At 64.8% G+C, this 26,007-nt stretch carries 22 protein-coding genes; 17 read left to right on the forward strand and 5 right to left on the reverse strand.

Going from position 1 to position 26,007, the window contains the following annotated elements; translation table 11 throughout:
- Positions 1-171 precede the first annotated feature (171 nt).
- The 7 genes from CFE42_RS08260 (at position 172) to CFE42_RS08290 (ending at position 9,110) form a co-directional block, all read left to right on the forward strand.
- Positions 172-840 carry a ParA family protein gene (locus CFE42_RS08260; protein WP_004632410.1) on the forward strand — a complete coding sequence of 223 codons (669 nt, stop codon included), beginning with the start codon at positions 172-174 and terminating at the stop codon, positions 838-840.
- Positions 837-1,847: a ParB/RepB/Spo0J family partition protein gene (locus CFE42_RS08265; RefSeq protein ID WP_004632408.1), complete on the forward strand. Its 1,011-nt coding sequence runs from the start codon at positions 837-839 to the stop codon at positions 1,845-1,847. The genes CFE42_RS08260 and CFE42_RS08265 overlap by 4 nt, the downstream gene beginning before the upstream one ends.
- 320 nt (positions 1,848-2,167) lie before the next feature.
- Complete coding sequence (locus CFE42_RS08270; RefSeq protein WP_004632406.1) at positions 2,168-2,986, forward strand: hypothetical protein; 819 nt, start codon at positions 2,168-2,170, stop codon at positions 2,984-2,986.
- A 267-nt stretch (positions 2,987-3,253) separates the two neighbouring features.
- Complete coding sequence (galU, locus tag CFE42_RS08275; RefSeq protein ID WP_004632405.1) at positions 3,254-4,204, forward strand: UTP--glucose-1-phosphate uridylyltransferase GalU; 951 nt, start codon at positions 3,254-3,256, stop codon at positions 4,202-4,204.
- 290 nt (positions 4,205-4,494) lie between these two features.
- Positions 4,495-5,835 carry an MFS transporter gene (locus CFE42_RS08280; protein ID WP_004632403.1) on the forward strand — a complete coding sequence of 447 codons (1,341 nt, stop codon included), beginning with the start codon at positions 4,495-4,497 and terminating at the stop codon, positions 5,833-5,835.
- 3 nt (positions 5,836-5,838) lie between these two features.
- Positions 5,839-7,755, forward strand: coding sequence for a sensor histidine kinase (locus tag CFE42_RS08285; protein ID WP_004632402.1), 1,917 nt, complete (start codon positions 5,839-5,841; stop codon positions 7,753-7,755).
- A complete protein-coding gene (locus CFE42_RS08290; protein WP_004632400.1) occupies positions 7,752-9,110 on the forward strand; it encodes a sigma-54 dependent transcriptional regulator in 1,359 nt (452 codons plus the stop codon). Before CFE42_RS08285 ends, CFE42_RS08290 begins: the two co-directional genes overlap by 4 nt.
- On the opposite strand, the gene CFE42_RS08295 is transcribed toward CFE42_RS08290, so the two are convergent.
- The gene (locus tag CFE42_RS08295) at positions 9,107-9,907 is read right to left on the reverse strand and encodes a YhfC family glutamic-type intramembrane protease (protein ID WP_004632398.1); all 801 of its coding nucleotides are present in this window, start codon (positions 9,905-9,907) and stop codon (positions 9,107-9,109) included. The genes CFE42_RS08290 and CFE42_RS08295 overlap by 4 nt on opposite strands.
- Before the next feature lie 125 nt (positions 9,908-10,032).
- Between CFE42_RS08295 and CFE42_RS08300 the strand changes: the two genes are divergently transcribed.
- The 7 genes from CFE42_RS08300 to CFE42_RS08330 all read left to right on the forward strand — a co-directional run bounded on the left by CFE42_RS08300 (position 10,033) and on the right by CFE42_RS08330 (position 18,331).
- Positions 10,033-10,473: a surface-adhesin E family protein gene (locus CFE42_RS08300; protein ID WP_004632395.1), complete on the forward strand. Its 441-nt coding sequence runs from the start codon at positions 10,033-10,035 to the stop codon at positions 10,471-10,473.
- 107 nt (positions 10,474-10,580) lie between these two features.
- Positions 10,581-13,262 (forward strand): diguanylate cyclase, encoded by a 2,682-nt coding sequence (locus tag CFE42_RS08305; RefSeq protein WP_037044456.1) that lies wholly within the window; start codon positions 10,581-10,583, stop codon positions 13,260-13,262.
- Between the two features lie 450 nt (positions 13,263-13,712).
- On the forward strand, positions 13,713-14,873 hold the full coding sequence (locus tag CFE42_RS08310) for an ABC transporter substrate-binding protein (protein ID WP_004632393.1): 1,161 nt from the start codon (positions 13,713-13,715) through the stop codon (positions 14,871-14,873).
- Between the two features lie 130 nt (positions 14,874-15,003).
- A complete protein-coding gene (locus CFE42_RS08315; protein ID WP_004632391.1) occupies positions 15,004-15,885 on the forward strand; it encodes a branched-chain amino acid ABC transporter permease in 882 nt (293 codons plus the stop codon).
- 10 nt (positions 15,886-15,895) lie between these two features.
- On the forward strand, positions 15,896-16,804 hold the full coding sequence (locus CFE42_RS08320; RefSeq protein ID WP_004632389.1) for a branched-chain amino acid ABC transporter permease: 909 nt from the start codon (positions 15,896-15,898) through the stop codon (positions 16,802-16,804).
- Positions 16,805-16,811: 7 nt separating this feature from the next.
- Positions 16,812-17,609 (forward strand): ABC transporter ATP-binding protein, encoded by a 798-nt coding sequence (locus CFE42_RS08325; RefSeq protein ID WP_004632385.1) that lies wholly within the window; start codon positions 16,812-16,814, stop codon positions 17,607-17,609.
- On the forward strand, positions 17,606-18,331 hold the full coding sequence (locus CFE42_RS08330; RefSeq protein WP_004632384.1) for an ABC transporter ATP-binding protein: 726 nt from the start codon (positions 17,606-17,608) through the stop codon (positions 18,329-18,331). Before CFE42_RS08325 ends, CFE42_RS08330 begins: the two co-directional genes overlap by 4 nt.
- Positions 18,332-18,439: 108 nt before the next feature.
- Here the strand turns inward: CFE42_RS08330 and CFE42_RS08335 are convergent, their stop codons facing one another.
- Positions 18,440-19,312 carry a LysR family transcriptional regulator gene (locus CFE42_RS08335; RefSeq protein ID WP_193747931.1) on the reverse strand — a complete coding sequence of 291 codons (873 nt, stop codon included), beginning with the start codon at positions 19,310-19,312 and terminating at the stop codon, positions 18,440-18,442.
- Positions 19,313-19,583: 271 nt separating this feature from the next.
- Between CFE42_RS08335 and CFE42_RS08340 the strand changes: the two genes are divergently transcribed.
- The 3 genes from CFE42_RS08340 to CFE42_RS08350 all read left to right on the forward strand — a co-directional run bounded on the left by CFE42_RS08340 (position 19,584) and on the right by CFE42_RS08350 (position 22,417).
- On the forward strand, positions 19,584-20,516 hold the full coding sequence (locus tag CFE42_RS08340) for a quinone oxidoreductase (RefSeq protein ID WP_296157220.1): 933 nt from the start codon (positions 19,584-19,586) through the stop codon (positions 20,514-20,516).
- 127 nt (positions 20,517-20,643) lie between these two features.
- Positions 20,644-20,961, forward strand: coding sequence for a YciI family protein (locus CFE42_RS08345; RefSeq protein WP_004632378.1), 318 nt, complete (start codon positions 20,644-20,646; stop codon positions 20,959-20,961).
- A gap of 52 nt (positions 20,962-21,013) precedes the next feature.
- A complete protein-coding gene (locus tag CFE42_RS08350; protein ID WP_004632375.1) occupies positions 21,014-22,417 on the forward strand; it encodes a ClcB-like voltage-gated chloride channel protein in 1,404 nt (467 codons plus the stop codon).
- A gap of 116 nt (positions 22,418-22,533) precedes the next feature.
- Here CFE42_RS08350 and CFE42_RS08355 read toward each other — a convergent pair whose 3' ends face one another.
- The 3 genes from CFE42_RS08355 to CFE42_RS08365 form a co-directional block, all read right to left on the reverse strand.
- The gene (locus CFE42_RS08355) at positions 22,534-22,680 is read right to left on the reverse strand and encodes a hypothetical protein (RefSeq protein WP_004632373.1); all 147 of its coding nucleotides are present in this window, start codon (positions 22,678-22,680) and stop codon (positions 22,534-22,536) included.
- A gap of 123 nt (positions 22,681-22,803) precedes the next feature.
- Positions 22,804-25,332: a PEP/pyruvate-binding domain-containing protein gene (locus tag CFE42_RS08360; RefSeq protein WP_004632370.1), complete on the reverse strand. Its 2,529-nt coding sequence runs from the start codon at positions 25,330-25,332 to the stop codon at positions 22,804-22,806.
- Entirely contained in the window at positions 25,332-25,961 is a 630-nt protein-coding gene (locus CFE42_RS08365; protein ID WP_004632368.1) for a TetR/AcrR family transcriptional regulator, read from the reverse strand. The genes CFE42_RS08360 and CFE42_RS08365 overlap by 1 nt, the downstream gene beginning before the upstream one ends.
- Between the last annotated feature and the right edge of the window lie 46 nt (positions 25,962-26,007).

Raw genomic sequence — 26,007 nt, forward strand, 5'->3', positions numbered from 1 at the left:
GACCGCATTTACATCTCAATTTAGGTGAATTGAAAACCGCCTTTCCGTCATGTCTGCGGTCTCTCTATTTCGGTGAAATTTGTATGAATTGAATTTTATCGAACTTGTGTTTTCATGCCGCCTTCCCTAAGATGAGCGCTGCTGACTTTCAGCGCTGAAAGTGGAGGAGCAGTGAGCGCCAAGATCGTAACGGTATTCAATCAGAAAGGTGGCTGTGGCAAGACCACGGTCAGCATGCACATCGCCGGAACCCTTGGTTTGCGGGGGAGTAAGACGCTGCTGGTCGATATGGACGAGCAAGGAACGGCCACGCGGTGGGCCGCTCAAGCGCCCGAAGACAAGCCCTTCCCGGCTTCGGTGATTGGTTTGGCGCCTTCCGGTGGCGCCATGCACCGGGAGGTCCGCAAGTTTGTCGCGGACTACGACTACATCGTGGTCGATTGCCCTCCGGCGGTCCACTCACCGTCGTCGTCAAGCGCGCTGTTGATTTCCGACATTGCGCTGATCCCCGTGGTGCCGTCACCGCCTGATCTGTGGGCTGCAGTGGCTGCCAAAGCCCTGGCTCAGCAGGCCCAAGTCACCAACGAGACGCTGCGTATTCGCGTGCTGGCGAACATGGTGCAGCGGCGTGTCTCGCTAGCCAAGCAAGCAATTGAAATTCTTGGTGATGATGGAGATATTCCTTTGATGGATTCCATGATCGGATCGCGGTCTGCATTTCGTGAGTGCCAGGCCATCGGCGCGACAGTACACGGTGTGTCGGGCGCCCGGGAAGCCGTGAGTGAAGTCGACATCTTGATCGACGAGGTGTTGCAGTTGTTGCAGGAGGAACGTGTATGAGCGCGAAGTTGAAATCGCTCAAAGATGGCATGCTGGCCGGTATAGCCGCGGAGAAAACCAAGGCGACACCGGTCGATCGCTTTGCTTTGGCAGAAAAAGCGATTACATCGCATCCCCGCGGCCTGCTTGGCCAAGCGGCTCCCGTCTCCGCTTTCAGCGCTGAAAGTCCCGCACCTGCGAATACCTCCGAACGCCGGGTCATCAAGGTTCCGCTTGAACGGTTGCAGGAAAATCCGCTCAACGCCCGCCGCATCTACGATCCGCAGATCGTTCAGGAGCGGGCGGCATCCATCGCCACACACGGCCAGCAGACGCCAGGGTTGGCAGCACCAGACCCCGCGCGGCCGGGCTGGTATGTCCTGATCGACGGCCACTACCGTAAGCGGGCCTTGGCGGCTGCGGGGAAGGCCGAGATGGACTGCTTCATCGAGGACGGCCTGTCGGACATTGATTTTTACCGTCTGTCGTTCGTCTTGAACGAGCAGCGGTCCGGCCAGTCCGTGCTGGACAACGCAATCGCTTGGCGACAGCTGCTGGACGAAGGAAAAGTTAAAAAAGAAGAAGATATTTGCGAGATTACCGGCGTATCCGCAGGAACAGTCAACAAGACACTGGCGCTGTTGAAGCTGCCCGAGTCAGTGCTCGAAGTGATGAAGGAGCGGCCGGCCGGAATTGGTATCGCAACAGGATATGAGCTGACACTGTACTTTAAGAGCGCTGGCGAAGACCGCACGCGCGAGCTGGTGCATCGCGTACTGGAAGAGGGCCTCTCCAGCCGAGACGTGGAGCAGATCCGCAAGGTGGCCCAGGAGGGGCGTACCCGCAAGGTCAAGGAAGTCAGCCGCCAGTATAAGATCCGAAGCGCTGAAGGTGATCTTCTAGGCACAATTAAGGAATGGGATTCCGGACGCGTCATGCTTGATGTGAAGCTGGGAGACCGTGGTGCGCGGGAATCGCTCGTCGAGGCGCTAAAAAGCCGGTTTGGCCTGGACGTCGCCCTACTGTAATTTCGCCGCAGCTCTCTTCGCCATAAGCGCCCATGGGGCGCTTTTTTTTTTGCCTCAATTTCGCGCGCCAGAAGCCTGCCAGCGTGCTGAAGCGTACCCGTTTCTGCGCGCGCCCACTTACGGCGGGTGCGTCTACAGAACGGCTCAACTCACTGCTGAAGGTGCCTCGAAACGGGCAGATTCGGCACCCGGGGGGTACCTCGGCCCTTGTGAATTCGACTGCAAATAGATTATGCCGATATTAAAATAATGAAGTTTATTAAGACAGCTTTGAGGTTTTTAACCCTCTGTGTACACTATATGGACACTTGTTAGCCCTTATGGCACGTCCCGGTCTCTATTTCTCGGCAGAGCAGCAGCAGCGGATCGTTGAAGCGATCCGGCGGCTGGATATCGCCTTCCCTCACGACAACGCCGTGTTCCTGGATGAAGTGATCGAAGCTGTCCAGGCTGTGACGCGTCGTGTTTATGGCGTTCGACGCTACGTGCAGTGGTTGGCGGAGGCGGGGGTACACCGACGTCCGAGCAATACGACGCTACAGAAAGCGGTCGATCGAGCGCAGGGGCGCGGGCCGGCTGCAGCCGGTGCCGCAGCGGACGCGGTAGAGCCGTGGCCGATCCCATTGGCGCACGCAGAAACGGGTACGCTTTCGGCGCGTGAAGAGCGCAACCGGATCGCCTCGCGCGCCATTGGCGCGCCGGGTGCGGGCGCCGAATGGATGGAAGCGCGCATTCGTGCAGAGGTGGCGGAGCGCGCGCTGGAACACGAAGCCGCGCGTAACCGGCAATTGCAGGCCGCCATGGCCGACTTGGAGCGTCGTCTCGGCGAGGCGCTTGCCACGGCGCCTGCCGTGCCCCCCAAATTGACCGACGCAACGCTAGAGCGCCTAGAGCAGACCATGGAAACCGTGACCCGCCTGGAGGGGGCGGCCAGCGCGCTGGCGGGGACGGAGCGCTTTCTGCGCTTGCAGAACGACGCGGTACGCCAGCAAACGCAAAATGAAGCCGATCAATTGCGCCAGCGCATCCGCACCCTCGAAGCCGAGGTCGCGCATTTGAACGCCCAGATCGACGCCTATCGGCGCACGCCCGAGCGCACCGCACCGGTCTCGCGCGGCTGGGTCAAGCCATCTTCCTGATTTCTTGACGCACTGTTAGCGGGCGCTTACTAGTCCGGCCAGCCGCAAGTTGGCGTAAACCGGTACGCAGAATTGGGTACGCTTTTTCAACTTTCGGCGCTGAAAGTTGATGCGACGGCGTTGCAACCGGTTGTAGGAAAGGCGGCAACGCAGTGCCCGCCACGTTGCGCGGGGCACGCCAGATCGAGCGCCACCAAAGGTTGGACCCGGGGGCTTACGCTGGCATATGACTTGCTCATGACGCTACGTCTCACCAATGGAGTTGTCATGAACGAGAAGATCACCAAGGCCGTGTTTCCCGTGGCGGGGCTCGGTACACGTTTTCTACCCGCCACCAAGGCCAGCCCGAAAGAGATGCTGCCGATCGTCGATAAGCCGCTGATCCAATATGCGGTGGAAGAGGCTGCCGCTGCGGGTATCACGGAGATGATCTTCATCACGGGCCGCGCCAAGCGCGCTATCGAAGACCATTTCGACAAGGCGTACGAGCTTGAAACTGAACTGGCTGCCAAGAACAAGCAGGCGTTGCTGGAGATGGTGCAGTCGATCAAGCCGGCGGGCGTCGAGTGCTTCTATGTGCGCCAGCCCGAGACTCTGGGGCTGGGGCACGCCGTGCTCTGTGCGCAGAAACTGGTACGCGACGAACCCTTCGCTGTGATCCTGGCCGATGACTTGCTGGACAACCAGCCGCCAGTCATGCAGCAGATGACGGAACTTTACGATCACTACCGCTGCTCGATCGTCGGCGTCGAAACGATTGCGCCGGAAGCCTCGCGCTCGTACGGCGTAGTGGCTGGCCGTGAATGGGATGACCGCCTGGTCAAGCTCGATGGCATCGTCGAAAAGCCCGCGCCGAAGGATGCGCCGTCCAACCTGGGCGTGGTCGGGCGCTACATCCTGACGCCGCGCATCTTCGATCATCTGCGCAATCTGAAGCCGGGCGCCGGCGGCGAGCTGCAATTGACGGACGCCATCCAGAGCCTGCTGGCTGAAGAGCAGATCCTGGCTTATCGCTACCGTGGTCAGCGCTTCGATTGCGGCAGCAAGTTCGGTTACCTGCAGGCGACCGTCGAGTTCGCGCTGCGCCATCCGGAAGTGCGTGCTGACTTCGAGGCGTATCTGCATGACCGCCTTGGCCTGTCGCACACGCGTGAAGATTTGTCTGCCGAGGTGGAATCGTTGGTCCGCGACGCCATTCCGTTAAGCGTGGCCGCCTGAGCATCGCCGCCTTCAGAATCGAATCGGCCGTGCGGGTTTCCGCACAGGTTGCCTCGGCTGATTCTGAGAAACCGCACACTTCTCCTGTCGTCCACCGTTCCGCCGATTTCCCGCAAAGCCTCGCGCCACGGGCTTTTGCGGCGGATCGGCGAGTCTGCTTTTCGCATGGAATGCTTCTTGAGTAAGAGCGACCACCCATAAACCGGCGGACCGCTCGGACGTCGCACACGCAGCTGGTTGTGCCGACATGTCACAAGCAAAGGCCGCCGCCAACGCTCCAAGGAGACACCATGACGCAGCCTCAGGCTGGCGCCATCACGGGCGAGTTTTCGCCCGCGCAGGCCCCCACCAAAGACACTCCCGCAGACGTACGCCGTCGTTTGCGTTCCATCTTCTCCGGTTCAATTGGCAATCTGGTCGAGTGGTACGACTGGTATGTCTACTCGGCGTTTGCGCTGTACTTTGCCAAGTCGTTCTTCCCCAAGGGAGACCAGACCGCGCAGTTACTCAATACGGCGGCCGTGTTTGCGGTGGGCTTTCTGGCCCGTCCGGTGGGCGGCTGGCTGATGGGCATCTACGCCGATCGCTACGGCCGCAAACGCGCGCTGTTCTTCTCGGTGGTGCTCATGTGCGCGGGTTCGCTCATCATCGCGCTCACGCCGAGCTACGCGACGATCGGCGTTGCGGCGCCGGTGCTGCTCGTGCTGGCGCGGCTGCTGCAGGGGCTCTCGGTCGGTGGGGAATACGGCACCTCGGCCACGTACCTGAGCGAAGTCGCCAACAAGGAAAACCGCGGTTTCTACTCGAGCTTCCAGTACGTCACGCTCATCGCCGGCCAACTGACGGCGCTGGCGCTGCTGATCGCGCTGCAGCAGTTCGTGCTGTCGCCGGCGCAGCTTGAGGCGTGGGGCTGGCGCATTCCATTCTTTGTCGGCGCGCTGTGTGCGCTGGTGGCAATGGCCATGCGCTCGCACATGGAGGAAACGCAGTCCTTTACCGCCGCGAAGGCCAACAAGAAGCGCGGCACGCTGTCAGAGTTGGCCAAGCATCCGCGCGCCGTTGCGACGGTCGTGGGCCTGACGATGGGCGGTACGGTGGCGTTCTACACGTACTCGATCTACATGCAGAAGTTCCTGGCCAACACGGTCGGTCTGTCGAAGGACAAGGCGACGCTGGTGTCCGGCGCCACGCTGCTGCTGTTCGCCATGCTGCAGCCGATCGTGGGCGGGTTGTCCGACCGCATCGGCCGTCGTCCGATCCTGATTGCCTTCGGCGTGCTGGGTACGCTGTTCACCGTGCCCATCATGACCGGCATCAGCCAGACCACCAACGTGTGGACGGCGTTCTTCCTGATCATGGCGGCGCTGGTGATTGTCTCGGGCTACACATCGATCAACGCGGTGGTGAAGGCGGAGTTGTTCCCCGCCGAGGTTCGTGCACTGGGCGTGGGTCTGCCGTATGCGCTTACGGTGTCGATCTTTGGCGGCACGGCCGAGTACATCGCGCTGTGGCTTAAGCAGGCAGGTCACGAGTCGCTGTTCTATTGGTACGTGACGGGCACCATCTTCCTGTCGCTGTTGGTGTACGTGTTCATGCGCGATACTCGCAAGCATTCCCGCATCGAACATTGACCCATGTCGCCAACAGACGGCCACCCGGACCTTGCTCCACCCGCACGCGGGCGCGGCTGGCGCGTGGCTGTCGCGCTGGCCATGGCGGCATGCTGCGCAGCAGCGGGATGGGGCGCTTACGCCGTCGCCCTGCAGCGCTACGTTGCCACGCGGGCCGAAGAGGCCGGCCAGCGCACCACCTTCTACGCGCAGAACCTGCGCAGCACACTGGCGCGCTATGAATCATTGCCGAGACTGGCGGCGTTGGAACACGTGCTGCACGTCGCGCTTCTAGAGAACCCCGAGGCCGGCGACGCCGTTCCGCGCCGTGCAGCCAACGCCTATCTGAAAGAAGTCCAGGCGGCCACCGACTTGGCCGCCGCTCACCTGATCAATACGACCGGTCTCACGATTGCGGCCAGCAACTGGGATCTGCCGACCTCGTTCGTCGGCCAGAACTACGCGTTCCGCCCGTACTTTGTCGAAGCCATGCGCGAAGGGCTCGGCCGCTTCTACGGCGTCGGCAACACCACCGGCGAGAACGGCTATTTCGTCGCCGCCCCCGTGCGCGAAGACAACAAGCCGATCGGCGTGGTGGTCGTGAAGGTCAACCTCGACGCGTTCGAGGCCACCTTGTCGCGCAGCGGCGATACGGTGCTGCTGGTGGATCGGCACGGCGTGATCTTCCTGTCGTCCGTACCCGAATGGAAATACCGCACGCTCGGCACCTTGAGCGCGAACCAGCGCGCCGCACTCGACGCGACGCGCCAGTACGCGCCGCACATCCTCACCCCGCTCGGCATGAACGATGGGCGAGCCGCGAGCGTACCCTTTTCTGCGGACCATCCCCCGCAGACCGTGCGCGTGGCATTGCCCGGAAAATCGGTATCGACGCTGCGTGTGCAGTACCGCCCGGTGGGGCTGCTCGGCTGGCAAGTCGCCGTGTTGATCGATCCGCGCGATGAGCAGCGCACCGCGCTGGTGGCCGGTGCGAGCGCCGCGTTTGCGATGGCGCTGATCTTTGCCGTGCTCGTCGCTTTGCGTTTGCGTCAGCGCCGGCGCGAAGAGCAGCACCGCGCGCGCGCCGCGCTGCGCGAAGTCCAGCGCGATCTGGAAGCGCGCATCGCCCAGCGCACTGCCGAGTTGACGTCCGCCAACACCGCACTCGCCGGCAAGGTCGAGGCGCTTGACGCCGCGCAACGCATCCTGCGCGAAACGCGCGATGCCGCCGTGCAGGCCGGCAAGCTCGCCGTACTCGGCCAGATGGCCGCCGGCATCACGCACGAACTCAACCAGCCGCTCACCGCGCTCACCACGCTGTCCGACAACGCCAACCAGCTTGCCGAGCGCGGCCGCATCGACGAAGTGCGCGGCAATCTCACGCACATCAGCCAGCTTGCCGAACGCATGGGGCGCATCGTTTCACACATCAAGGCGTTCTCGCGCAAGGGCGATGGGGCACGCGCTGCCGTGTCGGTAGACGAAGCCATCCGCCAGGCGCTGATGCTGGTTGAGACGCGTCGCCGGCAGGCCGGCGTGACCGTGGTGACCGAGCCGGTGCCGACCGATCTTGCGGTCTGGGCCAATGCCGTGCGGCTTGAGCAGGTGCTCGTCAACCTCATCCGCAACGCCATCGATGCCACCGCCGAGGCGCCCGCAGCCGAATCGGCGATCGTGCGTGTGAGCGTCCAGCCCATCGAGAAATGGGTACGCATCACCGTGCGCGACTTCGGCCTGGGCATTCCCGCCGACGTGCTGCCGCGCCTGTTTGAGCCGTTCTTCACCACCAAGGACGATGGTCAGGGCCTGGGGTTGGGGCTGGCGATTTCGCTGGCGATTATCGAAGATTTTGGCGGCCGGCTAGAAGGTCGCAATGCCGGTGACGGCACGCCGGGCGCAGAATTCATCATCGAGCTTGAACGCGTTGTGAAACCCACATGACTGAACACGGTACGCCGGATTCTTCCCCCATTGACCACGCGCCCGTCTTCCTGATCGAAGACGATGACGTGGTGCGCCTGGGTTGCGAGCAGGCGCTCACGCTGGCGGATGTGCCCGTGCAATCGTTTGCCGATGCGGAAAGCGCGCTGGCTGCGCTTGCTACGCAAACGCCGGCCGTAGTCGTCACCGACGTGCGCCTGCCCGGCCGCGACGGCCTGGCCGTGCTGCGCGAGATGCTGCAGCACGACCGCCAGTTACCGGTCATCCTCATCACCGGTCATGGCGATGTGACGATGGCCGTGGCTGCCATGCGCGCCGGCGCCTACGATTTCATGGAGAAGCCGTTCCACTCCGAACGCCTGGTTGACGTGGTGCGGCGCGCATTGGAAAAGCGCAGGCTCACTTCCGAAAACCTGCGGTTGCGTGAAGCGCTGCAGGGACGGCAGGCGTACCCGTTGATCGGCCAGAGCGCCGTCATGCAGAACGTGCGCCGGCTCGTCACCGCGCTGGCGCCGACCGATGCCGACATCCTCGTCACGGGCGAGACCGGCTCGGGCAAGGAAGTGCTCGCGCGCGCCATTCACGAAGGCAGCCGACGTCGCGGGCCGTTCGTTGCGCTGAACTGCGCGGCGTTGCCGGAATCCGTGTTCGAGAGCGAGATGTTTGGCCACGAGGCGGGCGCCTTCACGGGCGCCAACCGCCGCCGCATCGGCAAGATGGAATACGCAGATGGCGGCACGCTGTTCCTCGATGAAATCGAATCGATGCCGCTGTCGCTGCAGGCCAAGCTGCTGCGCGCGCTGCAGGAACGCAGCATCGAACGGCTGGGCAGCAACGCGAGCGTGCCGGTCAATTGCCGTGTTGTGGCCGCCGCCAAGGTCGATTTGAAGGAAGCATCCGATCACGGCCAGTTCCGCGCAGACCTGTACTACCGCTTGAATGTCGTGTCGATTGCGCTCCCTGCGCTGCGTCAGCGTGCCGAAGACATTCCGTTGCTGATGGCCCACTTTCTGCAGCAGGCCGCGGTGCGCTACGAGCGCGCCGCGCCGGATTGGTCTGCGCAGGACATGATGCGCTGGCAGCACCACGACTGGCCCGGCAACGTGCGCGAACTGAAGAACGTGGCGGAGCGCTTCTGCCTCGGATTGGACGATGGCCTGGTGGCGTCCGATGCGAGCCAGCACTCCCTGGCCGGCCGCATGATGGCGGTCGAACGCACCACCATCGAAGAAGCACTACGCGCCACGGAGGGCAACGTTGCCCGCGCGGCCGACTTGCTCGCCGTGCCGCGCAAGACGCTGTACGACAAGCTCAACCGGCACGGCATCGAGCCGGACCGGTTCCGCAGTAGTTAGCGCAGCGAGGATTCGCCGATCCTGCGGCCACCCTGCGGCGGCCAGCACGTTGCTGCCAGCAGCACGGCCGCCACGGCGTAGATCGCTTCAGTCACGGCCAGCGGCAGCACATGCACCTGGTACAGCGCAGCGGGCAAGTCCGCCAGCGCATGCAGCACCACCGCCAGCACGACGATCACAAAACGCCGCTGGCGCACCGCGTGCCACACCACCAGCGTGAGCGTGAACTGGATCAACATCGCCGCAACACGCTCGCTCACCGCACCGAGGGCCAGCCACGGCGAGAGCTGCGCGAGCATGGCGTGAATCGTCCCCACCATGGCCGCGGCGCCGCTGGCCGCGAGACGCGATTCCAGCTCGCCGCGGTTGGCGGCAATGCCGAACATCACCATCTGCGCCTGCGATGCCGCACCGACCAGCCAGGCTTCGATGCCGGCGTGCCCGAGCGCGTACGCGACGGGTGTGGCGGCGTCTGCAGGCTTGCGCACGAGAAAGCGCAGGCCGATCCAGCGCCCGCTTTCCTCGAACAAACCGGCCATCAGCGCGCCGTAGATGACGAACAGCACGGGCATGCGCAGCCAATGCGCCGTGATCGGATTGAGCTGCAGCAGATACAGGTGCAGCGTGCGTTCCAGCACCAGCGCAAACACGACAAACACCGCCGCGCCCACGCCGATGTCGCGCCACGCCAGGCCAAAGCGCCGCCGTAGCCAGAACCACGCCGCGACGGGCACGCTTGCGATGAGCAAGGCCGCGACGGCGTGGGCAACGAGGGCAGGCAGGGCAACGGTGGGCATGGCGGATGGGGTAGTCGGGGCGATCGGGTTGGCGGCATGCTACCTGAGGGCGCAGGCGCGAGTCTTGCGGGCCAATTGTTACAATAGGTGCCTGCGGCAGCAGTGCCGCTTCTTGGTTTCTTGATATGGCAGGACAGACGGTCGTGAAACGCATGATGTGGCGGTGGATCTGGATATGCAGTGTCGGCGTGGGCGCCCTCGGCCTGGCGGTGCCTGCCCAGGCTGCGCGCTGGCACCAATATCTGACGACGACGTCCGTCGTGGCTTCCATCGATCGCACGTCGCTGCGCTCGAACCGTACCGGTCACAAGACCTTTCTGGCCCGCACCGTGCTCAGGCGCAGCGAACGCCGCGCCCATGGGGCGCACTACCGGCCCGGCACGGTGATCCTCTCGCGCCAGGAGATCGACTGCCACCGCCAGCGCATTCGCCTGGTCGACTACGTGGTGCGCGGTCCCGACGGCGCCACGCTCGATACCGATACCGCAGCCGGCGCGCATTGGATGCGCATCCGCCCCGGTACGCTCGCTGCACGCTCCGCCGCCTACGTCTGCGGCCGTCGCTAGACGCCGCGGCGGCTCGACAATGCCGGGCGGGCATAGCACTATGGTGTCTGCCCTCCCACTAAACACGACACCGGACGCGAGGGGCGCCGGTGTCAGCCGACGGTCCGATGAAACTGACCCTGAAGTCGCAGGCGGCCATCATGGCGACCGTCATCAGCGTGACGGTGGTGAGCCTGTTCGGCTGGTCGCAACGCGAGCCGATCCGCCGCGAAGTGATGGCGCAGATCAAGGTGCAGCAGACAGCCTTGGTCAAGGAGTCGGCGGAAGACCTCCAGAAGCGCCTGGACACGTACCTGGGCGTGCTCGAACGCACCGCCCAGCAGATGCACTCCGTGCGGTTCGACACGCCCGCGCAGGAAGCGGCGTTCTACCAATCCATCCAGCCGGCCAGCGGCCTGTTCGACGGCGTGTTCCTGGCCTCGGCTGAGGGCAAGGTGACAGCCGCGACGGTGCGCCGCGAAGGCGTGGTCGGCATCGACATTTCCGATCGGGATTATTTCAGGCAGGTCATGGTGGTTGACCAGCCGACAATCTCCGCGCCGCTGCGCAACCGCGTGGGCAGCGAGCCCATCGTCATCCTGGCCGCGCCCGTGCATGATCAGGACGGCAATCTCGTCGGGCTGATCGGCGCGTCGCTGTACCTGCTCAAGCCGAACTTTCTTGGCGACCTGCGCGACATGCGCGTGGGGCAGACCGGCCACGTCTACCTGGCGACGCGAGGTGACAACGCCGTCTATATCGTGCACCCCGAGGCCGACAAGACGCTCGCGCCGCTCGATGCCGATCCGACGGCGGCCGCGGCCTTCCGCGCAGACCCGGATGCGCTGCCTGAGCGTGGCGGCGACGTGGCCACCAGGCAAGACATCATCGCGGCCGGCTGGACCCTCGCTGCCGTGTTGCCCGGCGCCGAAGCCAACCGGCAGCTCTTCCTCATGCGGCAGCGTTTTCGCTGGTCGCTGCTGGTGCTGGCGGCGCTGATCGGCGTGTCGGTGTGGGCGGCGATGCTGTGGCTGCTGCGCCCGCTTGGCCGGCTGCATGCCGCCATGACGCAGCTCTCTGCCACGGACTTGCGCAATGCGCCGCCGCTTGAGCGGCTCGGTGCTTCAGCGGAAATCGACGCGGTGTCGACGGCGTTTCACAAGCTGATGGGCGAGGTCGTTCGCCAGCGCGCCGAACTGGAAGCCGTGAACGATGCCTCGCCACTCGGGTTGTTTCGCTCGGATGTGGACGGCCGGACTGTCTATACCAACGAGGCGTATCGCCGCCTGCTCGGTGCCACGCACGAACAGGCACTGGCCGACGTGTGGCTTGCGCGCCTGCATCCGGACGACCGCGATGCCATCATGGCCGGCTGGCGCGATGCGCTCGCGCGGGGGGCCGGCTACCACGCCGAGCAGCGCGTGATCGTGCCGGGCCTTGGCGAGCGGTTGCTCGTCGTTACGACCGCGCCGGTGCGAGTGGACGGCGAGGTCGTGGGCCACGTTGGGGCCATGGAAGACATCACCGTCCGGGCACGGGCGCAACAGGCGTCGCGCGTGTTGACCAAGATCCTCGACTCCACCACCGACTTTGTTGCGCAGAGCGACATACAGGGCAACGTCACCTATATGAATCCGGCCGGCCGCCGCTTTGCCGGCATTGCGCTGGATGCCAATCTCCAAGGCCTGACCGTTGCGGATTTCTACCCACCCGAGACGATGGGCTGGCTGCGCGAGGTGGCCGTGCCTGCGGCGGCGCGCGATGGCGTCTGGATTGGCGAAACGACCGCGCGAGGTGCCGAGGACCAGGTCGTACCGATCAACCACATGATCATTGCGCACCGCGATCCCGCTGGGCGTATGGAGTACTTCTCATCGGTCATGCGCGACGTCACGCAGGACAGGGCTGCCAAGGAGGCACTGCAGCGCAGCCGCGAAACGCTCCAAACCGTGACCGATGCACTGCCCGCGCTGGTGGCCTTCATCGACACCGACGAGCGCTTCCGCTTCCTGAATGCCGCCTACGAGAAGGCGTATGGACGAGCGGCCGCGAGCATGCTCGGACAGACGGTGCGTGAAGTCGTGGGTGACGATGCTTACAGCATCCTTCGCGATGCGCTGCGGCGCGCGCTGGGCGGCGAGACGATGGTCTTCGAGCGCGAACTCCGCGGCCGCGATCCGTACCGCTGCGAAGAGGTCAGCTACCTTCCGCAGTTCGACGCGCAAGGCCGCGTGGCGGGTGTGCATTCTGTCACCCTTGATATCACGGAGCGCAAGAAACAGGAGCTGCGCCTGCGCGCGCTCACCACTACCGACCACCTCACGGGCCTGGCCAACCGCGCCGGCTTTGAAGAGCGCTTGCTGGCGGCGCTTGACCAGGCGCGTGTGAATGGTTCCACCGGCGCACTGCTGCTGGTTGACCTTGACGGCTTCAAGGTCGTCAACGACACGTACGGGCACGCTCTGGGCGATGCCCTGCTGCGTACCTTCGCGCAGCGTCTGGCGCGGGCCGTGCGCCCGTACGACGGCGTGGCGCGGTTTGGCGGTGACGAGTTTGCCGTCATCCTGGAGCACCTGTCGCACCCGGACGACGCGAAGACGGTTGCCGCCAATATCCTGGCCGCATGCAACAAGCCGTTTCGCCTGCGCGAAGCGATGGTGCAGGTGGGCGCGAGCATCGGTATCGCGACCTTTGACGCGCGCACATTGGCGCAGAGCGTCGTCTTCGAAGCTGCCGACGAAGCGTTGTACGAAGCGAAATCGCGCGGCAAGGGCCTGTTTGTCAGCGCCGACGAGCTATCGGCGGGCTGATTTTCGCAGTGCCGCAAGGCACGCAGAAACGGGTACGCTCCACGTCGATTTGACAGTATTGCGCAGGCAATATTGCGGCGCAACATCGGCCCTCCAGGCCGGGCGGCGGACAATCCCCTATCGCACGGTCGTGCGCTTTCCGGTAAAGTCCCGCGACTGACTGCACGCGCCGGCGACCCTGGCGCGGCGCACAAGAGCGCTGTACCCATGGCGCCTTCGCTTCACACTCCGACGCACTCCCGGTGCACGCATGCCCGATCCGGCATCGCTCGCCCGGCAGGTCTTCCGCTGTTTCGCCAACGTTGTTTGTCTTCGTGGCGCGAACGCCGGCAGGCGAGCGTCCGGACGCGATGCAGGGCGCATGCGGGGGAGCGACGGTGTTGGGCCAGCGCATCTTCGAGACGCATCGCATTCAAGCAATCGCGACGGACAAACAAGGAGCAGGTTCGCATGAAAAAAATGATCAAACGGCTGCTGTTGACGGCAGTGGCTGCGGGGGCGGCAATCGCAACGGGCACGACTTTCGCGGCCCAGGACATCAAGATCGGTGTGGCCGAAGCGCTGTCGGGCGGCGCAGCCCAATACGGTGTGGCCATCCGCAACGGCTTCCAGCTGGCTGCTGATGAGATCAACGCCGCAGGCGGCATCAACGGCAGCAAGATCGCGCTGGTGATCGAAGACGAGCAGGGCAAGAAGGAAGAAGCCATCAACGTCTTCAAGAAGCTGATCTTCCAGGACAAGGTGGCGATGGTGTTCGGCCCCACGCTGTCCAACTCGGCACAGGCGGCGGACCCGATTGCGCAGGGGTCCAAGACGGTTGCCTTTGGCACTTCCAACACCGCAGACGGCATCACCAGCATCGGCGACTACGTCTTCCGCAATTCCGTGACCGAAGCCGACGTGCTGCCGGCCACGATCCAGACCGTTGTGAAGAAGGCCGGCGTGAAGAAGGTGGCCGTGCTGTACGGCAACGACGACGTCTTCACCAAGAGCGGCTACGACAACTTCAAGAAGGCGCTTGAAGACCTGAAGATCCCGGTGACGACCACCGAAACGTTCGCCAAGGGCGACGTGGACTTCAAGGCCCAGCTCACCAAGATCAAGGCGACGAACCCGGACGCGATCGTACTGTCCGCGCTGATTGCGGAGGGCGGTCCGATCATGGTGCAGGCGCGCCAGCTTGGCCTGAACGTGCCGGTCATCGGCGGCAATGGCATGAACTCGGTCAAGGTGTTCGACCTCGCCCGCGACAAGTCCGACAACCTGTGGGTGGGCAGCCCGTGGTCAATCGAGAACCACACGCCCGAGAACAGCAAGTTCATCACTGCCTACACCACCAAGTACAAGGCAGCGCCGGATCAGTTTGCGGCGCAGGCGTATGACGCCATGTACATCGCGAGCAAGGCGCTGAAGACGGTCAAGTTCAGCGGCAACCTCGAAGCCGACCGCAAGGCGATCCGCGATGCACTGCCGGCAGTCAAGCACACCGGCGCGACCGGCGCGTTTGCGTTCCGCCAAGTCACCGCACGCGGCAAGCCGGCCGGCTACGACGCTGTGCAGACGCCGATCGTGAGCGTGACCAAGAACGGCAAGTACACGATCGAGAAGTAATCTTCGGTTCTCGTTGAAACCCTTTGAACGAGACAGGCGGGGCGTAGCTAAACCTACGCCCCATCGTTTTTTTTGTGGCTGCCTGGTGACTGCTTTGGTCTCGTCCGGCCGCACCTCACTCTGATTCATCATGCTGGAACAGCAACTCGTCAATGCGCTGTCGCTCGGCTGCGTGTATGCGTTGTTCGCCCTGGGATTCACGCTGGTTTTCGGCATCCTGGGCGTGATCAACCTGTCGCACGGCGCGGTCTTCATGCTCGGTGCCTATGCGGCGCTGCAGGTCGTTCTCCACTTCGAACTGCCGCTGTGGGCGGCGCTGGCCGTCGGCTTTGTCGTGAGCGGTGTGGCCGGTCTCATCATCGACGTCCTGCTGCTGCGCCCGCTGCGCCGCCGCAACGCGCCGCACCTGATTCCGATGATCGCCACCATTGGCGCGGGCATCGCCATCAACAACGCCATGCAAGGTGTGTTCGGGGCGGAGAACCTGCGCTTCCCGGCCGGGCTCGTGTCGGATGCCTCGCTGGACCTGGGCGGCATCCACCTCACGCCGCTGGAGCTGGGCATCATCGTGCTGTCGTTCGCGCTGATGGCGGCGCTCATGCTGCTGCTCAAGCGCACGCAACTCGGCCGCGCGCTGCGGGCGATTGCGGAGTCGCCCAAGGCCGCGGCGCTGCTCGGCATCAATGTCGAAGGGCTGTTCCTGCTGACCTCGTTTGCGGCCGCCGCGCTGGGCGGGTTGTCGGGCGTGCTGATCGGCCTGTACTCCAACGCCGTGTTCCCGCTGATGGGCCAGCCGATGCTGCACAAGGGCATCGCGGTCATCATCCTGGGCGGCCTGGGCGACATTCGCGGTGCGATGCTCGGCGGGCTGTTCCTCGGGTTTGCCGAGGTGCTGTCGGTGGCCTACATCGGCTCGACCATGCGCGACGCGGTGGCGTTCGGACTGCTGTTCCTGATCCTGCTGGTGCGGCCGCAAGGGCTGTTCGGCAAGGTGCTGGAACGCAAGGCATAAGGAGACCGACATGGAATGGTTCGACAACTTCTGGTCGGTCTACAGCAACCTGGTGCTCACGCTGGGTATCAATGCTTTGCTGGCGCTGTCCATTTACCTCACGCTGTCGTGCGGCATGCTGGCGATGGCGAACGCGGCTTTCATGGGCATCGGCGCGTACACCTCCGCATTGCTGACGATGAATGCGGAGATGCCGTTCTCGGTCGCGCTGCTGGGCGGCATGGCGGCACCGGCCGTGGTGGCCGTCGTCATCGGCCGGCCGACGCTGCGTCTTTCGGGCGTCTATCTGGCCATGGCCACGCTTGGTTTCGGCGAAGTCGTGCGCGTGCTGATCCTGAATACCGAGAACTGGACCGGCGGCGCGCTGGGCCTGAACGGCATTCCTCAATTGACCCAGTGGTGGCATGTGGCGGTGGCCGTGTTGGCCACGCTGTTCGTGCTGGCGCGCATGCGCCGCTCGAAGGTCGGCCGCGCATTCGAGGCCATCAAGGAAGACGAAACCGCTGCGGGCCTCATGGGCATCAACGTGGCGGGCGCCAAGCTGCTGGCGTTTACGCTGGGCGCGGCCATTGCCGGGCTGGCGGGCGCACTCAACGCGCACCTGACGTTCTTCATCGGCCCGAACGAATTCGGCTTCGACCGCGGCGTGGAAATTCTCACGATGACGATTTTGGGCGGCACCAACGGCCTGACGGGGCCGGTGCTCGGCAGCCTGATCCTGTCGCTGCTGCCGGAGTTGTTGCGTGCGTTCAAGGATTTCCGACTGGTCATCAACGGCTTGACCCTGATGGTGATCGTGCTGTTCCTGCCCAAGGGCATCTGGGACCCGGCGCGTTTCGCGCGCTGGTTTGGCGTGAAGCGCGGCGGCACGATGCCGGGCACGGGCGATACCCGGGCTGCTTCCAATGAATCGCACTGAGGCCGCCATGCTCAAACTCACCTCCATTTCCAAGCGCTTTGGCGGCCTGTCGGTCTTGCAGGACGTCAACATTGACGTGCCGCAAGGCAGCATCTTCGGCTTGATCGGCCCGAACGGCGCCGGCAAGACGACCGTCTTCAACCTCATCACAGGCCTGCTGGCACCGACGGGCGGCTCGCTCACATTCAACGGCGAAGATCTCGTCGGCAAGAAGCCGCACCAGATCACACAGATGGGCATCGCACGCACGTTCCAGAACATCCGCATCTTCAAGGAGATGACGTTGCTGGAAAACGTCGTGGTGGGCATGCACCGGCATCTGGACTACGGCGCGCCGGGCCTGCTGCTCTCGCTGCCCAAGTACCGCGCTGCCGAGCGCCGCGCGCGCGATCGTGCGCTGGAGCTGCTCTCGTGGGTCAAGCTGGACCACAAGGCGCATGACATTGCCGACAACCTCTCCTATGGCGACCAGCGCAAGCTCGAACTCGCGCGGGCGCTGGCCACCGAACCCAAGCTGCTGCTGCTCGACGAGCCCGTCGCCGGCATGAACACGGGGGAGAAGGTCGACCTGATGGCCGAGATCGAAAACATCAAGGCGCGCGGCTACACGATCTTCATGATCGAGCACGACATGCGTTTCGTGATGGGCCTGTGCGAGCGCATTGCGGTGCTGAACTTCGGCCGCATCATCGCAGAGGGGCCGCCAGAGGCGATCCGCAACGACCCGCAAGTCATCGAAGCGTATCTGGGCCGGGATGATGACGATGAAGCGACCGGCGATGCCGCGCAGAAGGAGACGGCATGACCACGTTGCTGGAAGTGAAAGGGCTGGATGTGTCGTACGGGCACATCGCAGCCGTCAAGGGCATCGACTTTGCGCTCAAGGCCGGCGAGATCACCTCGCTGGTGGGCGCAAACGGTGCGGGCAAATCGACCACGCTGCTGGCGCTCTCGGGCCTGATTCCGAAGTCGCAGGGTGATGTGCGCGGCCAGATCCTGTTCGAAGGCGAAGACGTCACGCAGTGGTCGGCCCACAAGCGTGTGGAGCGCGGCATCGTGCAGGTGGCAGAAGGGCGGGCCACGCTCACCACCATGACCGTGCGCGAAAACCTGGAGCTGGGCGCCTACACCCGCAAGGACAAGGGGCAGATCGCCTCCGACCTGGAGCGCGTGTTCCACCTGTTCCCGCGCCTGAAGGAACGCATCGACGGCTTGGCGGGCAACCTGTCGGGCGGCGAGCAGCAGATGCTGGCCATCGGCCGCGCGCTGATGGCTCGCCCGCGCGTGCTGCTGCTGGATGAACCGTCGATGGGCCTCGCGCCGATCATCGTGCAGGAGATCTTCCGCATCCTGCGCACCATCAATGCCGAGGGCCTGACGATTTTCCTGGTCGAGCAGAACGTGCGCCAGGCGCTGAAGATCGCGCAACACGGCTACGTATTGGAAACCGGCGAGATCGTGCTGGCCGACAGCGGCAAAAACCTGCTGGGCAATCCGCGCGTGCTCGAAGCCTACCTGGGCGGCTGAGTGTTCCGAACGCGCCTCGGCATGCAATATTGCCGAGGCGTAAGAACCTTATATCCATTGGGTTTGCGGTTCTTTTTCACCCAAAAGCGTACCCGTTTCTGCGTACGCTCAAAACCCCGCCAACACGTGTCGCTGTGCGTCGAACAACGCGATCAACGCGTCGGCCACAGCCCGCACGCGCGGTGATCGTCGAACGTCGGGGTGGATCACCAACCAGATTTCTCGATGCAGCGCAGGGTCGTCGACGGGCAATCGACGCAAAAGCGTACCCGTTTCTGCGGGCGCGCCGAGCAGGTGCGGGAGCGCGGCGACACCCAGTCCGGCCAACGCTGCCTGGTGCATTGCTGCCAGATCACTGCAGCGCAAGACCACGCGACGTTCGCCTGCGTAGTTGTCCAGCCAGCGCTGCTGCGGCACGTGGCGCAGGTTTTCGTCGTAGCCGATGAATTCCCATTCGGATTCGGGGCGTGCGAGCACTTCTGCGGTGGCGTACAGACCGTAGCCGAGGTCGCCCAGCGGCCGTGTCGCCAAGGCAGACGACGTTGGACGCGACAGGCGCACCGCCAGGTCGGCCTCGTGCGCCATCAGGTTGGCGTTGCGTTTTTCACCCAGCAGCACGAGGTCGATGCCAGGCCATTGCCGGCGCAGGGTCGCCAGGTTTGGCGCGATGATATGGCTGGCCACCGTGGGCGGCGCGGAGATACGCACCGTCCCGCGCAAGCTACCGGCCCCGGCGGCTGCACGCGCAAAGCCGGCGGCTTCCTGCTCCATGCGTTCAGCGCGCTCGGCCAGCGCGTTGCCTTCGGCGGTCAAACGCCAGCCGCGCGGCAGGCGGTCGAACAGGCGCACGCCCAACGATTGCTCCAAGGCATCGGCACGCCGCGCCACCGTGGTGTGTTCCACCGCCAGCCGCCGCGCTGCGGCTGACAAGCTGCCTTCACGCGCCAGCACGAGAAAGTAGCGCACGTCATCCCACTGCAAGGAAGAAGAAGGTTCGGCCGCTGCCGCACGCGCAAGCGCACGCACTTTCTTCGGCCAGTCTGAGCTTTTTTGCACAGAAGGTGGTCAGTTTTTGTGGATTCCCGGGTGATTCTGAACGGATTACGCTTGTTTCACAACGTGACGAACGTAGTACCCGTCATCGACGAATCCAAAAAGCGTACCCATTTCTGCGAGGACATTTGCTATGCATGCCAAGGTGATCCAACTCCGCGAACCAGGACCAGCATTGGGTTTGCGGCCCGCCAGCCTGATGTTGCCGCCGCCCGCACCAAACGCGTTGACGGTGCGGCACACCGCCATCGGCGTGAACTTTGTCGATGTGTATCACCGTGCCGGGTTGTATCCGGTGCCGGCATTTCCGGCGGTGCTCGGTGTTGAGGGCGTTGGCGTGGTGGAAGCCGTGGGTACGGATGTACGCGGCTTTGTGGTTGGCCAGCGCGTGGCCTGGGCCGGCCTGATGGATGGCGCGCCCGGCGGCTACACCAGCCACCGCAACATCCCGGCCGAACGCGCGATGGCCTTACCCGATGCGCTGGATGACGAAACCGTGGCCGCCACGTTGGTGCGCGGCATCACCGCACACATGCTGCTGACGCGGGTACGGCAGGTGAGCGCCGGCGATACGGTGCTTGTGCACGCGGCAGCCGGCGGTCTGGGCGTATTGCTGGTGCAGTGGGCCAAGCGCCAGGGTGCGCACGTGATCGGCACGGTTGGCAGCGAAGCCAAAGCCGCCGTCGCCATTGGGCACGGTGCGGACCACGTCGTACTGTATCGCCAGCAAGATGTGCGCGACGCCGTGCTGCAACTCACTGGTGGAGAAGGCGTCGACTACGTGATCGACGGCGTTGGCGGCGCGATGCTGCCGGCCTCGTTGGCGGTGACGCGGCCGTTCGGGATGGTGGCTAGCATCGGTCAGGCGGGCGATGTCGGCAACGCGCAAACGAACGTCGTCGATCTCGCGGCGCTTGGGCCCGCGCGCTCCATTGCGCTGGCGCGGCCAGGCGTGTTCCGTTACATGGCCGATCTGTCGAACTACCGGACGGGGGCACAGGCAGCATTGCAGCGCATGCTCGATGGCGTGCGCGTGCCGGTGGGCGGTACCTATGCACTCGAAGATGCGGCCGCCGCGCACACCGCGCTGGAGGCCGGGCAGACCTCGGGTGCGTTGCTCCTACGCCCTTGAGAACCCTGCGCGGCGCAGGGTTTCCATGCAAAGCGTACCCATTTCTGCGGGACGCTCGGCGTTGTTGTTTCACGTTGCCGGGTCTCGTGTTTCGAAGGTGTCACCTCATCCGATAAGGAGCCATCGCATGCTGTACCTGATTCTTTTCAACTACACCGCACCGCTCAAAGCACTCGACCGCGTGCTGCCTGCGCACCGCGCGCATCTCGATGCCCACTATGCGAGCGGCCACTTCCTGATGTCGGGACCGTTCTTCCCGCGTGAGGGCGGTGGCATCCTGGCGCGTGCCGGTTCTCGCGAAGAGATCGACGCCATCCTCGCGCGCGACCCTTTCGTGATCGAAAACCTCGTGCAGGCGCGCGTCATTGCCTGGGACCCGAATCGTCGCAGCGCAGACGTACCGCAGGCGTGGTTGCCAGACGCCGTGGTTGCGACATCGACCTAAAACCGGTGCGGCGCCGCCGCTATCATGTCGATCCGTCCTGATGTGAATCGACATGACCGACACGCCGCCGCCTCAACCGGATATGCCGCGCCAGCCATGGTGGCGGCGCGCGATTGCCCGACTGCCCTTCGGTCGCGAGCATCTGGTGTTCGTGATTGCCGGCGTGATCGGCTGCGCGGGCGCCTTGTCGACGATCCTGTTTCGCGAGTGCCTGCGTCATCTGCAATGGTGGTTCTCGGGTACGGACCAAGGATTGGTGGCTACGGCGCGGGCGCTGCCTTGGGGGGCGCGCCTGCTGGTGCCGACCGTGGGTGGACTGCTGGCAGGCATCACCTTGCAGGTGGGCCTCAAGTGGATCCCGCGCAAAGGCGCTGAAGACTATATGGAGGCCATTGCGGTGGGCGATGGCGTGCTCAGCGCGCGGCAGAGTTTGGTACGCAGTGCGTCGTCGTTGTGCTCGGTGGCCAGCGGCGCGTCGATCGGGCGCGAAGGGCCGATGGTGCAACTGGCAGCAATGTGCGGCTCGCTGGTCGGCCGCGTATTGCGGCACTGGACGCCCGTACCAGTCGAGCAATTGCGTCTGCTGGTGGCATGCGGCGCGGCTGCTGGCATCACCTCTGCTTACAACGCGCCCATCTCGGGCGCCGTGTTCGTCTGCGAAATCGTGTTCGGGGTCATCACCACGGCGACGCTGGGGCCGCTGCTGGTGGCGGCGGTCACCGCCGACATCGTGGTGCGCCAATTCTTCGGCTATGGGGCCGTCTACGAGATGCCGCACTTCGATTTCGTTTCCGGCTGGGAAGTGCTGACGTATCTGGGCCTGGGTCTGGCGGCGGGGATGGTGGGACCACTGCTGCTGGGTTTGATTGACCGCGCGCGCGACGCGTTTGCACAGACCAAGCTGCCGCTCACGCTGCAATTGGCCGCTGGCGGATTGATTGTCGGTGCGTTGTCCACGGGCGTGCCCGAGGTCTGGGGCAACGGCTACAGTGTGGTCAATGCCTTTCTGCGCGAACCTTGGCTGTGGCAGACGGTGGCGCTGGTGCTGATCTGCAAGGTGGTGGCGACGGCGTCGAGCGCGGGCTCGGGTGCAGTGGGTGGTGTATTCACGCCCACCCTCTTCTGTGGCGCGGCGCTGGGGTTGCTTTACGGCACGGGCATGCACGCGCTGCTGCCGGATGCGGCGCCGGTGCCCGTCAGCTACGCGGTGGTCGGCATGGGGGCACTGCTGGCCGCCACCACGCATGCACCGCTCATGTCGATCCTGATGATCTTCGAGATGACGCTGTCCTACCAGGTGGTGCTGCCGCTCATGTTGGCCTGCATTACCGGCTATGTGACGGCACATGCAGCGGGTGCGCCGTCGGTGTATGCGCGCGCGCTGGCGCGCAATCGTCAGGACGCAGGAGACGACGCCCAGCACCTTCCAGCGCCATCAGACGGCACGCAGAAATAGGTACGCTTTGCCGGTTGGGGCTGCGCCCTCGAAATCTTTCGGGATGGCACGCTTGCCGTGTCAGCGCCACACCGGAGACGGTGCGACGCAACAAATGCCGGAACCGTCGGTTCGGCTTAGCGACCCGAACGGCGATACAACTCGGCCATCATGCCGCAGCTTTCCACGTGCAGCGCGACGGCGCGGCTGGCTTCACGGCGCACGATTTGCCAGAAACGGGCGAAACGCGAGGCGGGAGCGGCTTTGAGAGCGACGGTGTTCATGGCGATTCCTTCTGAAGACTGATTTAGGGATAACCCTACTAGGGAATACCCGAATGTTAGTCCGAATATTGCGCCGCAGCAATTTGGATTCGCCAGTGTCGCCTCATCACCACATTGGGGTGGCTAACCCGCCACTCTGCTGACCGTGCCGGTGTTGCCATCCACGCGGATGGTCTCGCCGTCTTTCAACTGGGCCCGGATGCCGGGCACGTTCACCACCGCCGGAATCCCGAACTCGCGCGCCACGATGGCACCATGCGACAGGTAGCCGCCGGTCTCCATGACCAGTGCGCCGGCCTTCAAGAAGAGCGGCGTCCACCCGGGGTCGGTACTGGGCGCGACCAGGATGTCGCCGGCTTGCAGCGCCGTGCCGGCGGCAGCGTGGTCGACCAGCCGTGCCAGCCCCTGTGCCGAGCCTGCGCCGACGGCTGTGCCGCTCCAGGCGTCTGCGGCCAGGGCGATCGGCACAGTGGCCGCGACCGGCACCTCCCCATGTTCGGCGATGATGTCCGGCTCCTGCGCAGCAGCCCAATCGTTCAATTGCCGGCGGCGTTCACGCGCACGCTGGGCCGCAAAGCGCAGCGGCAATGCGCCGGTGCCTGCAGCCACGCATTCGTCCAGTGTCAGGTTGAAGATGTCTTCCTGCGCATCGAGTCCATCCTTGCCGACCAACCTGTCCGCCAGCTTCAGCAGGCCGATGCGCAGCGCTTCCAGATATGCCACGAGCGCGCTGCGCGCGGCCTCCCGCTGATTGCTGTCACGCACGGCACCCTTGAGCATGCCCCGCACGATCGGCCGCACCCAGCACGGCAGACGTTCCCACGCTCGCTCAGACGCCGTCTGCTGCCTTTGCCGCCCCGCCCTGGCATCGGTGCCGATCAGGCCGACCACGAGGTCGAGCAAGTAGTCCGGTTGCTCGCGCCAGCGCGGGTGGCGGAAGTAGCTCTCTTCAATGGCGCGGTGGCCGTAGCGCTCCACGAACGTACTGAAGTGGAGGCGGAACGGGCTGTGCGCCGGCAGTTGCTGCGTCCACTGCGTGCCGATGCGTCTGTCGCCGCGAAGCCAGGCGAGCGCTTCGGTATCGGTGGCGGCCGTTTGTGCCAGCGCCATCAGGTCATGGCTCTGCTGTGCGGTGACGCTGGGTTCTGTGCCGGCCATGAGCGCGGCGGCCAGCGCGTGGCCCTCGCCGGGGCACTGTTTTTCGATCACGTCGACCAGCCCCGAAACGGCGCCGCCCGCCGAGCCCTGCAGGAAGAACAGGCTGTCTGCGCGGCGCACAATGTTGAAGCGCTCGCGCAGGCAGGTGGCCAGCTCGGCGGTCGCTTCCGGCCACGCGTCTTCACGCCATTGCGCGGCTTGCTTGCGGGCCCGGTTCAGATCGCTCTGCGCATGGCGGCGCGCAGCGCCTGCTCTCAATAGATATCGCACGAGCCGTGCGCCGCGCGCCAGCCGCTGCGCCCACGTGGTGCGGGGCAGCGCAATCTCGGGCTGCGTGCCGCCCAGCATGCGGTTGATGGCATCGGGCGCAATGCCGAACGCGTCAAACGCCTCCCACTGCATCAACGAAACATCCAGGTACACGTGGCCGCCGAAGAGCCTGGCGCGCTCCAGGCCCGGCAGTAGCGAGTAGCCCGCAAGCGAGTACGCCAGCGTCAGCATCCGGTTGGCCGCGTGGCCATAGAGCGCCCAGTCGATGGGCGACAGCGGTGTGGGAAACATCTCGCGCGTGTTGCCGCGCGTCCAGAACGTCGGTTGGGTTTGCAGGGCGGGGTAGGTGGAGCGGGCGGCCGCGGTGATCGGGCGCGCCTGCACGATCCAGAAGCGCTGTCCGTCCCACACCCATTCGATGTCGTAGCGCGGCTGGGCAAAGTCGAGCGCGCGGGCCGTGTCGCGTGCAACCGTGGCCAAGGCGATGAGCTGCGCGTCGTCCAGCACGGCACGGCGGGCGTCTTCTGTCGCGGTGTCGGCGAGTGTCGTGCCGCCTTCGGTCAGCGCGCGCGTCATGTGGCGCTTCGTGCCGATCTGGCGTTCGACCACGAGCAGCGTGTCGTCTTGCGGCGCCACTTCGAGCCGGTCGACGTCGCCATCGGCGTGGCCGCCCACCAGCGCTTCGCCCAGGCCCCAGTGCGCGTTGATGACGATGTGGTCATCGCGGCCGGTCAGCGGGTCGCCTGTGAACGCGATGCCTGCGGCCACCGCCGGCAACATCGGCATGATGACCACGGCCATCGCCAGGTCGGCGGTGTCGATGCCAAAGCGCTCGCGGTATGCCAACGCTTGCGGTGCGTGCGCCGAGTCCCACACGGCGCGTACCGCTTCTGCCAGCGCCTGCGCGCCGATGACGTTCAGGCGTGTTTCGTGGATGCCCGCGAACGAGCGTTGCGCGGAATCCTCCTGCGGCGCGGACGAGCGCACGGCCAGTGGCGCGTTCTGCCAGCCGCGCGCCGTCAGCGCTTCGGTGATGGCAGCCAGCACGGCGTCGGGCACGCCATCTCCGCGACTGCGCCCGCGGCTGGCATCTGCCACCAGCACAAAACCATCGGGCACCGGCACGCCGAGCATCGCCATCCGTCCAAGCTGCCAGCCTTTGCCGCCGGCCACTGCGGCGCAGGCCGCCGCCGCAGCCGGCCAATCGAGCACGAGCGTGTTCATCACGCCTCCTTGCGCGCCACGCCGTGCAGGAACAGATCGATGACAGCGGAGAAGCCCGCGTGCAGGTCGGTGTCCGGACGCGCAAGCCAGCGCATCAGCGCACCGAGGTACAAGTACTCGAACAGCCCCGCGAGGTGCTCCGCATCGAGCCGCGTGTCGAGTTCGCCCGAGTGCTGCGCTGTGTCAATGAGTGCCATGAACACCGCTTCGAGCCCGCTGCGCTTGTCTGCGTCACGGTCGCGGGCAGCCAGGTCGGCGCTGGCAAAGCGGTAGCGGAAATACGCGGCCAGATAGGGCCGGCGCACGTTGCACCAGTCGGCCGAGGCGGACAGCAGCACCGCCAGGCGCGAGGCGAAATCCGGCTGCGCCTCGATCTGCCCACGCAATTGCGCGCCGCCTGCCGCCAGCTCGGCGTGGAACTGGTGCGCCAGCAGGGCTTCCTTGACTGGAAAGTGGTTGTACAGCGTGCCCTTGGACACATCGGCCTGCGCGGCAATCTGCTCCATCGTCACGGCGTCGTAACCGTGCTGCTCGAACAGGGAAAAGGCCGTGGCCGCCAGGTGGTCCAGCGTCTGGGTGCGCTTGCGTTCGCGGCGGCCGGCTTCGATGGGGGACGGACTGGACGACATGGTGGGCTCGCTATTATTAAACGAGGTGCAATTTTATACGTCGTTC

The organism is Ralstonia sp. PBBBR1, from assembly GCF_002256165.1.
In the GTDB taxonomy this organism is placed as follows: Bacteria; Pseudomonadota; Gammaproteobacteria; order Burkholderiales; family Burkholderiaceae; genus Ralstonia; species Ralstonia thomasii.